The following is a 9089-nucleotide window of genomic DNA, read 5'->3' as shown; positions in this document are numbered from 1 at the left end:
GTAGAGTGTTATAATACACCATCTGTTGCTATGGAACGACTGAAACTCCTTATAAAGTCACTTGGATGGAGGGTAAAAGCGGAGATTGTCCGCGCCGTTCTCTCCTTGCTTGTTATGCCGAACCGCGCCTCTCGCTCCTACGGTTTGAACGGGTCTCCGAGAGTTCCCAAGATAACGATTTCTCTGACATCCATTCCCTCCCGCCTTTCCCTTGTTCACCTGACGATAGAAAGCGTCATGAGGCAAACGGTTAAGCCGGACAGGATAGTCCTGTGGCTCTCCAAGACATACAAGGCGGAGGAGTTTGCGGGATTTGATTGGGAAAACCTTCCTTTGCCGTTGTATGATCTTCAAAAAAGAGGGCTGGAAATTCGGTTTTGCGAGGATACGGGGTCTTACAGAAAACTTATCCATTCCATCAAACAGTTTCCCGATGACATAGTGATAACCATAGATGATGATGTTTTTTACCATTCCGACACCATAGAGAAACTGTATAAAGCGTATTTGAAAAACGGACCGGATTTTGCCTATTGCGGAAGAAGCAAAATAATGGGAGTTACTTCCAAAGGTGACCTTGAACCCTACGAAAACTGGCCGCTTTCATATTCTTCGGAAGACAACGGAAAGAATCTGTTTTTTACCGGAACCGGAGGAGTTCTATATCCTCCCGGCGTTCTTGGTGAAGAGGTGTTGAAGGCGGAGGAGTTTTTGAAACTCGCCCCTCATGCGGATGATGTGTGGTTTAATGCCATGTGTCTCCTACAAGGCAAGAGAGTCTTTCAAATTCAGGGCAAAGAACCCGTGCGACTTGGAACTGCGAAGGTGTCCGCCCTTGGCAGACTGAATCTTCACGGCGGACGGAATGACACACAACTGAAAGCGGTTTTTGACTGTTACGATCTCTATAAAAGATTGAAGTAGAGTTGCCTCTGTTTCAGGCTTCTAAAGTCTGAAGATTCGTTTGAATGATCTCTTCAACGCCTTTCTCAGAGTGCCTCTCCAAAAGATGGTTTTCATCGTAATGTTCAGGTGGCACGGGTGACCGACCGAGAGCATCAACTCTTCCCGTGTAATATATGGGGCATTAACCTCTTCCGTTTTATTTTTGTTCACATACAGAACCGTGTTTTGCTTGTATTGTCCCACTACCTTGCCGTCATTCCACACCTTGGGCCTGATGATGTCAAACGGGACGTATCCCTTTTTCTCAAATATGTCCGCCCAGTAGTCCTGCCATTGTTCGTTAAGGTGATTGGTTCCGCTTTGGATTGGAGTAGCGGCGGAAAAGAGAACAAAGTCCGACAGGGTGGTCAGGTAGTTGACAAATTCGTTTGCTCTTTCCGGCGGCAGATGCTCCGCGACTTCCAGACTGATAGCAAGATCAAATCTTTGCTTCATATCGGGGAGTGCTTTAGCCATATCCGCTTCAAGAAAATCCTCTTCCTGAATTTTGAGATATTGGCGGTCAACCCAGCGCCCGTCAATCCCCTTTACGGTTTCCGTTTGGTGGTTTGCTTTCAGTGTTTGAAGCCAATACCCCGTTCCGCACCCGACATCAACCGCCGACTTGATTGGCGGCAGGGATTCAGCCACAACAGAGAGAACCCGCTCCGCTGAGTGGGCAAACCCTTCTTTGTCAAATTCCTTGTAGAAATTGCTGTCATATTTCTTGTATGGATTGTCCATTAACCCCGATTATAACAGGGTTTACTCCTTCCCGCCCGCAGTTTCGCCACTTCTTTGCCGGGCAAACTCACACGGGCTTTCAAGGAATACAGGTTGAGAGGGCTATCTCCTGAAGGTATAATTCAGAAGATTTGTCCTGTTGTTTCAATGTCAACCAATCTCACATTTCCCCGTCTTGACTGCCTGCCGCCCGACCAGCGCAACTTGTGGCCTGAATTGCGGGAGGTGCCGGATGACTTCGTTCTTTACGGCGGCACTGCGCTTGCTTTACATCTGGGACATCGCCAAAGCGAGGATTTTGATTTTTTCAGTTCGGAACCGTTTGACCCGAAACGGCTTCTCAACAGTTTGAACTTGCTGAAAGGGGCGATGATAGAACGGACGGATGCCAACACGCTTTGTGTCGCATTGCTTGACAGCAATATCAGCCTGAGTTTTTTCGGAGGGCTGTCGCCGGACATGCTTGCTGTATTTGATGCAGTTCAGGCGGACAACGGAATATCAGTGGCGTCCGTAGGCGATGTTTTCGGTTGCAAGTGCGCGACCATTCAATCGCGGGCGACATTCAAAGATTACTTTGATATATGGGCCGTGCTTGAGATGACGGATTACACTTTGACTGACGGTCTTTCATTTGCCGCCGCGATTTATGGCGAGGCGTTTGACCCTCATTCAACGCTTTACTCGCTGTCTTATTTTGATGATCTTGACAAACCGCTTTCGCAAGACAAGCGGAACGATATTCAAAATGCCGTTCAAGCGGTTGACCTTACTGAATTGCCTGTTGTTCAACCAAGAGGTCCGATACAATCCACCCTCAGAGGCCGTAATGACAAATGAAGATCGAAAAACGGCGCTTGAAGTTGCCAAGCGGGTCAACTGGTATACGCCGCCCGATGAAGTTGTAAGCAATACGCCTCTATTCATCTCCCAAGTAATGGCGCGGGGGGGTGTGCGGGACATCGTATGGATGCTCCGCAAGTTTCCGGTGGAGCAACAGCGGGATGCCTACATTAAAGCCCCTCCGGGCTTGTTTCCCCGAAAGTGCTGGGCGTATTGGGGTCTGATGCTGTTCGGCAGTCCGGATGCCAAACCCTACCCGGTGAGGTTTCCGGACATTCCTGAGAGTAAAACCATCCGCTGGCCCGGCTTTTGAGGGTTTCCCGTCCGGCGGCGCAAACTGTTGCAATTTATGTAATTTAGTCTAAAATTACCGCACATGCAGGCATTGAAGGAACTGAAACGGCGTTTAATTCCCGGTCGGGTGTACCGGCGGGCGGATATTGCGGCGCTCTCCGGCGCCGCTGACCGTTATCTGCGGCAACTGGTTGAAGCCGATGAATTGAGGAAGCCTATGGCCGGTGTTTACTACCGTCCCCGGAAGTCCGCTTTTGGCAATGTTCCCGCCGACGAGCGCAAAATTATTGAAGCCTTTCTGAAAGACAATGATTTTCTGGTGGTCTCCCTCAACAGTTACAACACTCTGGGAGTGGGAACGACGCAACTGTATAATGAGCGGCTTGTTTACAACCGCAAGCGCGACGGTCGTTTCTGTCTTGACGGGCAAAAATACTACTTTCTGAAGAACAGAAAATTTCCCGGGAAAGTTACCGAGCCGTTTCTGCTGGTGGATCTTGTGAACAACATGGATTTGCTGGCGGAAGACCGCGATGCGCTCAAAGACGCAATAGCCCGCAAGGCGCTGGAACTGGGCGCCACAAAAGTCAGCCGCGCCGCGCGGGCGTACGGGAAAGCCGCCACGAAGAAATATCTCAAACGCTTGCTGGAAGAAGGGAATTCCGCCGATGCCGGATAAGAATTTTCTGCACCGGCATCCTGAATTTGAAAGCGGTAATTATCTTGACGATTGACGAGAGAGTGCGTATATGTTACTGACAGGCAAGGTAAAGGTTGTTCAGTATGAGGAGGAAGATGGCAAAAGTCCTTTCAAGTCATGGTTTGACAGTCTTGACCACATTGCCGGTTTGAAGGTGCAGGGAGCGATTTTCAAGATGCAGAAGGGCAATTTCTCAAACGCAAAATTTCTGGGCGGCGGAGTTGGTGAATACAAAGTAAAGTTTGGTCCCGGATACAGGATTTACTTCGGCAGAGACGGGGAAAGGTTAATTATACTGCTCGGAGGCGGAACCAAGAAGAGGCAGACGCGCGATGTGAAGGTCGCCAAAGAACTTTGGAAAGAATACAAAGCAGGAAAGGGAAAGGAGGTAAAAACCCAATGGCATTGAGAGATTTTTCTGAGACTGTAATGGAGCGTGCAAAGCGAGACACCGAATTTCGGGTCGGTTTGCTCACCGAGGCGGTGGAACATTTTGCGAAAGGTGAGGCGGACATTGCCAAACTGTTTCTGCGGGACTACATAATGGCGACCATCGGCTTTGACGGATTGGCAAAGATTACCGATAAGAAGCCGGAGAGTTTGATGAGAATGTTGCGCCCTTCCGGGAATCCGAGTTTGAATAACATATCAAAACTTCTTGCGTCTCTGCACAAGCACGAAGGCGTGGAACCCCGCGTTCTCGCAGAGTGAAATCGCCTAGGTCGTCTGCACAAGCCGTTTCTGACTCCCTCGGAATCTGGCGGGGGCGTGACGTGTTGAGTGTTATAATACGCTGTCCGTTGCTGTAGCGGGCGGTGAACCCATGTCAAAACCAAACAGTGAAAAGAAAAACTTTCTGAAAGACGCCTCATGGCTTTTCAGCGGTGAGATGGGAAGGTCCGTATTTGCGGGTCTGGAAACCATTATTCTCGCCCGCTTTCTGGGGCTTGAACAGTTTGGCGTTTTTGCTCTGGTCATCTCCTTTGTGGGAATCGTCAACGGGTTGCTTGACCTGAACATCAAAGAGCCCATCGTCAAGTATGTGGGAATGTATCGGGAGAGGAATGACAAGGAGAAGACACTCTCTTTTGTGAAGTTCTTTTATCTGGTTGATTTTCTCTCAGGGGCGGCGGCTTTCGCAGTGGCGGTTCTGCTTGCGGGGGTTGCCAATGAGTTCTTCATCAAATCGGAGGGCGCGGTTGAGTTAGTCGTTATTTACTCTTTCTACCTGCTTGTTGTTACGCTGAATAAAAATTCCCAATCTCTTCTGGTCGTTTTCCAGAAATTTAAGCGGGTTACCACACTAACGGTGACTGCGACCGGAATCAGGTTTTTGTTCGTTGCCGCCGCCCTAATCGGAGGGACGGGCATTAAAGGCGTCCTTGCCGCGCATGTTGCGGCGGGGTTTGTGAACTCTGTCATATTTCAGTTTTTCATTCATCGCACATTGCGGGATGAGGGGTTGGGCGGATGGATTTTTGCCAATCTTGGAGCCGTGAAAGGCGAGATGAGAGGTGTTGTTTCGTTCACTTTGAGTTCAACCTACTCCGCTTTTATCGGCAATGTTTTTGACAAAAACATTGCCGTACTGGTTCTCGGAAACCTGTTTGACAGTTCGGCTTCGGGTCTTTACAAAACGGCGGCGGTTTTCTCAAAGATAATCGGAAGGGTCGTAACCCCGGCTACAAGGGCGCTGTATCCCGCTCTTGTCCGGCTTGAGGAGCAACGCTCATACGCGGATTTCAGGAAGGTGGTTTCCTACTCAACAAAATTGCTTTTGAAAATCATCGTTCCCGCAGGCGCGGCGGGTTTTATCTTTGCCGATGAGATTATTACAATCTTCTTCGGCGCCGAATACACGGGCGCGGCAAACGCAATGAGAATCATACTTGCGGCGGAGTTGCTGTCCGGTTTTTCCTTCTGGATTCCAAGCGCCTATCTTGCGCTGGGAAGGGCATGGTTCAGAGCGTTTCTACAGTCCGGCGGCGCCGTGCTTTATGCCGCCGCCCTGTTTCTGCTCACTCCCGCCTATGCTCTTGAAGGGGCGGCGTTTGCCAGATTCGCCCCGCTTGTGATTCTTTTGCCTATGGCCGCTTTTCTTTTTATGGAGATCAAGAAAAGAGAGCGCCTTATGTAGGTTTTCCGGCGATTTCCCGAAACAGTTTTTTGTGTTCGGCAACGGCTTTTTCAATCGTGAAGTTTTTCGCCCGCTCTTTTGCTCCCGTAGCGAGATTTTGCCTTAAATTGCCATCCTTCAAAACCCGTTCAATTTCGCCCGCCATACTCTCCGCGTCCCCGACCGGAACAAGCAACCCGCTCTTGCCGTCTTCAATCATCTCATTTGCGCCAAATTGGTGGTCTGTGCTGACTACGGGAATGCCGAGGGACATTGCTTCAAGCAAACTGTTTGAGAATCCCTCAAAAACTGATGAAGAAACATACACATCCGCCGCCTTTATAAAGGGGTGCGGGTTTGCCTGCTCTCCGGCGAGGCAAACCGCATCTTCAAGGTTCAGCCGTTTAATTTGCTCTTCCAGTCCGTCTCCAATATCACCGTCCCCGACTATCACCAGCCGGGCATCTGATGTTTCCCGCAAAATCGCAACCGCATTTATGAGGGTTTCAAAACCCTTCTGTCTGACGAGCCGTCCGACAGACGCGACAAGCGGCGTTTGCCTGTCTAATATCCACGGATGATTTGCCTCTTCCGTTGCCTGCCGCTCAATTTGTTCAATATCAATGCCGTTATAAATTACATGCGGCTTTGATCTCAGATTGAAGGTCCGCTGTGTCGCCTCCGCAAGTTGCGAACTGTTGGCGACCACTTTTGACGAAAGCATTCTGGCGGTTTTCAAAACCAGATAATTCCGCCGTTTCCCATACCTGCTTTCCTCCATCCGCGCCGCCGGGTTGTTCATCTCCGCCATTACCGTTGGAATTCCCGTCATCCGCCCGGTTATCCCGACCGCCAAATTCATACTTGTGGCGCGTGTGTATATGACATCGGGCTTGAAACTCTTTGCGGCAAGGTGGAGCGACAAAACCTTTGCGGCAAATTTCAGAGGTCTCAGAGAAGACAGAGTTTGCGCCTCCGCCACTTTAACTTCGGGCGAAAGTTCTCCAAGCAACACCCCCTCCTTTTTCAGCAGGAACACGCAAACTTCCGTGTTTTCCCGCCCGCACAGTCCGTTTGCAAGGTTCACGACCGCCCTCTCCGCGCCCCCGATGCGGAGATGCCCGGCAACAATCATCACCCTCATTTTCCCTCTCCAACCAAATCCCTGAAAAGCGCAGAGTAGTTCTCCGTCATTTTCCCGGCGCTGAAATGTTCCGCCCGCTCCCTTGCGGCGGCGGATATCCGGCCCGCAAGCGCGGGGTCTTTAATCAGCCGCAGGATTGCGTCCGCCATCTCCTGCGCTCCCCCCACGGGAACAAGCAAGCCGCTTCTGCCGTCCTCAATTATCTCGTTTGCGGCAAAACGGTAATCGGTTGAAACACACGGCCTGCCGAGCGACAGGGCCTCCAGCAACGTGTTTCCAAACCCCTCATAAACGGACGGTTGCGCGTATATGTCCGCCGCCGCGATAAACGGATACGGATTTGCCCTGCCGCCCGCAAGACAAACCGCATCCTCAAGCCCCAGCCGCTTGATTTGCCCTTTCAAGCCGTCCCTCATTCCGCCGTCCCCCACTATCAGAAGGCGGGCGTCCGCGGTTTTCCTCAAAATCGCAAAGGCGTCTATCAGCGTGTCAAAACCCTTCTGCCTGACAAGCCGCCCGACAGACACCACAAGCGGCGATGTTCTGTCCGCAAGCCACTTGTGGCTTTGCGTCTCCGCGCTTCTTTTTTCCGCCAGTTCCGTGTCAATGCCGTTGTATATCACCCGCACATCGCCCCGCCCGTAATATCCGCCGCACTCGGCGGCAAGCCCGCGCGAAATGGCGGTAAAACAGTCCGCATGGCGGGCGAACAATCTGTGAGCGAAATAACTTGCCGGGCGGTTCTTTTTGAGAAACTCAACGCTGTTTCCCTCCGTCCACACGGTTTTAATTCCGAGGATTTTCCCCGCCGCCGTGTTGAGTATTTTTGTCCAGTGCCGTGAATAAAGGATGTCCGGCCTTTCCCTTCTCAACATTTGGAGAAACGAAAACACCCCCCCGACCTCAACCCTCACGTTCCCGTCCGTCTCATTTTCAAGTTCTCCGCCGCCAAGCGCGAAAACCGCGCACTTAAAGCCCGCCCTGCAAAGGCCGTTGGCCATGGCGACCGTCTGCCTCTGCGCGCCGCCGAGCCGCAGGTTGGGCAGGGTCAAAACGATTGAGGGGGCGCTACTCATGCCTTAACGCTTCAACGGGGTTGAGCATCGCGGCCTTTCGCGCCGGATACAAACCGAAGGCAACTCCCACCAGAGCCGAAAAGCAGCACGCTATCACAATTGCGGAGACCGATATTTCCGCAGGCCAGCCCGTGAAGAAAGAGGCGACTTTTGAAACGCCCGCGCCGAGAATTATCCCTATGAGCCCGCCCGCGAGGGAAAGCGAAAGAGACTCAACAAGAAACTGCTTCATAATGTCGCTCCGCCGCGCCCCGATTGCCATTCTGATTCCGACCTCCTTGGTTCTCTCGCTCACCGAAACCAGCATCACATTCATAATTCCCACGCCGCCCACAATAAGCGATATGGACGCTATGCTGAGCAGCAGCACCTTCAATATGCCTGTTACGGTCGCTATGCGCTCAAGGTTGCGGGCGTTGTTTCTGATGGCGAAATCATCCTTTTCGCCGGGCGCTATGCCGTGGGTTTTCCGCAGCTCCGCGGTGATTGCGGCGGTGGCTTCCTCCATTGCTTCGGGGTCGCGCACGGCAAGCGATATTTTTGATATGCTCTTTACGGAAAGCAGTCGTTTCTGAACGGTTGAGTAGGGCATAAGGATTATGTTGTCCTGATCGGAGCCGCTGGGTTTTGTCCCAAGTTTCTGCATGATGCCCGCCACTGGGCAGGTCAGATTGCCCACCCGTATTTTTGCCCCCGTTCCGCCCGTGGGAGAGCCGAACAGTTTTTCCGCCACCGTCTGCCCCAGCACGCACACGGGGCGGGCGTTCTCTGTGTCATCCCGGCTGAAAAAAGTTCCGGCCTGCGGAAACCAGTCGTTGATGAAAGTGAAGTCGCGCGAGACGCCCGCCACCCGCGCCCGCCACTGGTTTTTTGAATAAACAACCGTCTCGGTGGTGTCTATGATTTCGGAGACAAACTGCACGCCGGGCAACTCCCGGAGGGCTTGCGCGTCTCGCGCCGTGAGGGGTTTTGCGCTTGAAAACCGCAACAGGTTCCCGCTGGGGCGCACGGTCTGAATAAGCATGGACTTGCCGCCCAGCCGCTCAAACTGCTCGCCTATCATTCTGCTCGCCCCCTGTGTTGTTGACACCAGAGAGACCACCGCCGCCACGCCGATAATGACGCCCAGAGAGGTGAGGGCGGAACGCGCCTTGTTGGACATAATTGCCCGGTAGGCGATTATCAGAGACCTGAAAGACTGCATGTTTCAGCGCTGATTATAACAGA

11 protein-coding genes are annotated in these 9089 nt (G+C 52.1%); 7 read left to right on the top strand and 4 right to left on the bottom strand.

The annotated features are described in order from the left end of the window. The coding region (locus tag OXF42_04495) for a glycosyltransferase (GenBank protein MCY4047352.1) at window positions 1–924 on the top strand (924 nt) is incomplete at its 5' end. A 21-nt stretch (window positions 925–945) separates the two neighbouring features. Here OXF42_04495 and OXF42_04490 read toward each other — a convergent pair. Then, window positions 946–1689 carry a class I SAM-dependent methyltransferase gene (locus OXF42_04490; protein ID MCY4047351.1) on the bottom strand — a complete coding sequence of 248 codons (744 nt, stop codon included), beginning with the start codon at window positions 1687–1689 and terminating at the stop codon, window positions 946–948. A gap of 147 nt (window positions 1690–1836) precedes the next feature. Between OXF42_04490 and OXF42_04485 the strand changes: the two genes are divergently transcribed. The 6 genes from OXF42_04485 to OXF42_04460 all read left to right on the top strand — a co-directional run bounded on the left by OXF42_04485 (window position 1837) and on the right by OXF42_04460 (window position 5663). After that, a complete protein-coding gene (locus OXF42_04485) occupies window positions 1837–2529 on the top strand; it encodes a nucleotidyl transferase AbiEii/AbiGii toxin family protein (GenBank protein MCY4047350.1) in 693 nt (230 codons plus the stop codon). Next, window positions 2519–2845 carry a hypothetical protein gene (locus OXF42_04480; protein MCY4047349.1) on the top strand — a complete coding sequence of 109 codons (327 nt, stop codon included), beginning with the start codon at window positions 2519–2521 and terminating at the stop codon, window positions 2843–2845. Before OXF42_04485 ends, OXF42_04480 begins: the two co-directional genes overlap by 11 nt. 72 nt (window positions 2846–2917) lie before the next feature. Then, on the top strand, window positions 2918–3505 hold the full coding sequence (locus tag OXF42_04475; GenBank protein ID MCY4047348.1) for a hypothetical protein: 588 nt from the start codon (window positions 2918–2920) through the stop codon (window positions 3503–3505). Window positions 3506–3575: 70 nt separating this feature from the next. Then, window positions 3576–3935 (top strand): type II toxin-antitoxin system RelE/ParE family toxin, encoded by a 360-nt coding sequence (locus OXF42_04470; GenBank protein MCY4047347.1) that lies wholly within the window; start codon window positions 3576–3578, stop codon window positions 3933–3935. Continuing rightward, complete coding sequence (locus OXF42_04465; GenBank protein ID MCY4047346.1) at window positions 3926–4237, top strand: transcriptional regulator; 312 nt, start codon at window positions 3926–3928, stop codon at window positions 4235–4237. Before OXF42_04470 ends, OXF42_04465 begins: the two co-directional genes overlap by 10 nt. A gap of 112 nt (window positions 4238–4349) precedes the next feature. Further along, entirely contained in the window at window positions 4350–5663 is a 1314-nt protein-coding gene (locus OXF42_04460) for an oligosaccharide flippase family protein (GenBank protein MCY4047345.1), read from the top strand. Here OXF42_04460 and OXF42_04455 read toward each other — a convergent pair. From OXF42_04455 to OXF42_04445, 3 genes are read right to left on the bottom strand one after another with little or no spacing between them, the layout of a single operon-like run. After that, entirely contained in the window at window positions 5656–6786 is a 1131-nt protein-coding gene (locus tag OXF42_04455; protein MCY4047344.1) for a glycosyltransferase, read from the bottom strand. The two genes, OXF42_04460 and OXF42_04455, sit on opposite strands and share 8 nt — an antisense overlap. After that, a complete protein-coding gene (locus tag OXF42_04450) occupies window positions 6783–7862 on the bottom strand; it encodes a glycosyltransferase (GenBank protein MCY4047343.1) in 1080 nt (359 codons plus the stop codon). The genes OXF42_04455 and OXF42_04450 overlap by 4 nt, the downstream gene beginning before the upstream one ends. Next, window positions 7855–9066, bottom strand: a complete 1212-nt coding sequence (locus tag OXF42_04445; GenBank protein MCY4047342.1) for an ABC transporter permease — start codon at window positions 9064–9066, stop codon at window positions 7855–7857. The genes OXF42_04450 and OXF42_04445 overlap by 8 nt, the downstream gene beginning before the upstream one ends. Between the last annotated feature and the right edge of the window lie 23 nt (window positions 9067–9089).

The sequence above is a fragment of the Candidatus Dadabacteria bacterium genome (assembly GCA_026708565.1).
Classification (GTDB): Bacteria; Desulfobacterota_D; UBA1144; order Nemesobacterales; family Mycalebacteriaceae; genus Mycalebacterium.
Note: the sequence above shows the minus strand (reverse complement) of the source record. Positions and strands in the feature narration are given on the sequence as shown.

Excerpts from the sequence above, each read along its gene's own strand:
- OXF42_04490 (MCY4047351.1), bottom strand. The coding sequence starts at position 1,689 with ATGGACAATCCATACAAGAAATATGACAGCAATTTCTACAAGGAATTT.
- OXF42_04460 (MCY4047345.1), top strand. The coding sequence starts at position 4,350 with ATGTCAAAACCAAACAGTGAAAAGAAAAACTTTCTGAAAGACGCCTCA.
- OXF42_04480 (MCY4047349.1), top strand. The coding sequence starts at position 2,519 with ATGACAAATGAAGATCGAAAAACGGCGCTTGAAGTTGCCAAGCGGGTC.
- OXF42_04485 (MCY4047350.1), top strand. The coding sequence starts at position 1,837 with ATGTCAACCAATCTCACATTTCCCCGTCTTGACTGCCTGCCGCCCGAC.
- OXF42_04445 (MCY4047342.1), bottom strand. The coding sequence starts at position 9,066 with ATGCAGTCTTTCAGGTCTCTGATAATCGCCTACCGGGCAATTATGTCC.
- OXF42_04465 (MCY4047346.1), top strand. The coding sequence starts at position 3,926 with ATGGCATTGAGAGATTTTTCTGAGACTGTAATGGAGCGTGCAAAGCGA.
- OXF42_04450 (MCY4047343.1), bottom strand. The coding sequence starts at position 7,862 with ATGAGTAGCGCCCCCTCAATCGTTTTGACCCTGCCCAACCTGCGGCTC.
- OXF42_04455 (MCY4047344.1), bottom strand. The coding sequence starts at position 6,786 with ATGAGGGTGATGATTGTTGCCGGGCATCTCCGCATCGGGGGCGCGGAG.
- OXF42_04470 (MCY4047347.1), top strand. The coding sequence starts at position 3,576 with ATGTTACTGACAGGCAAGGTAAAGGTTGTTCAGTATGAGGAGGAAGAT.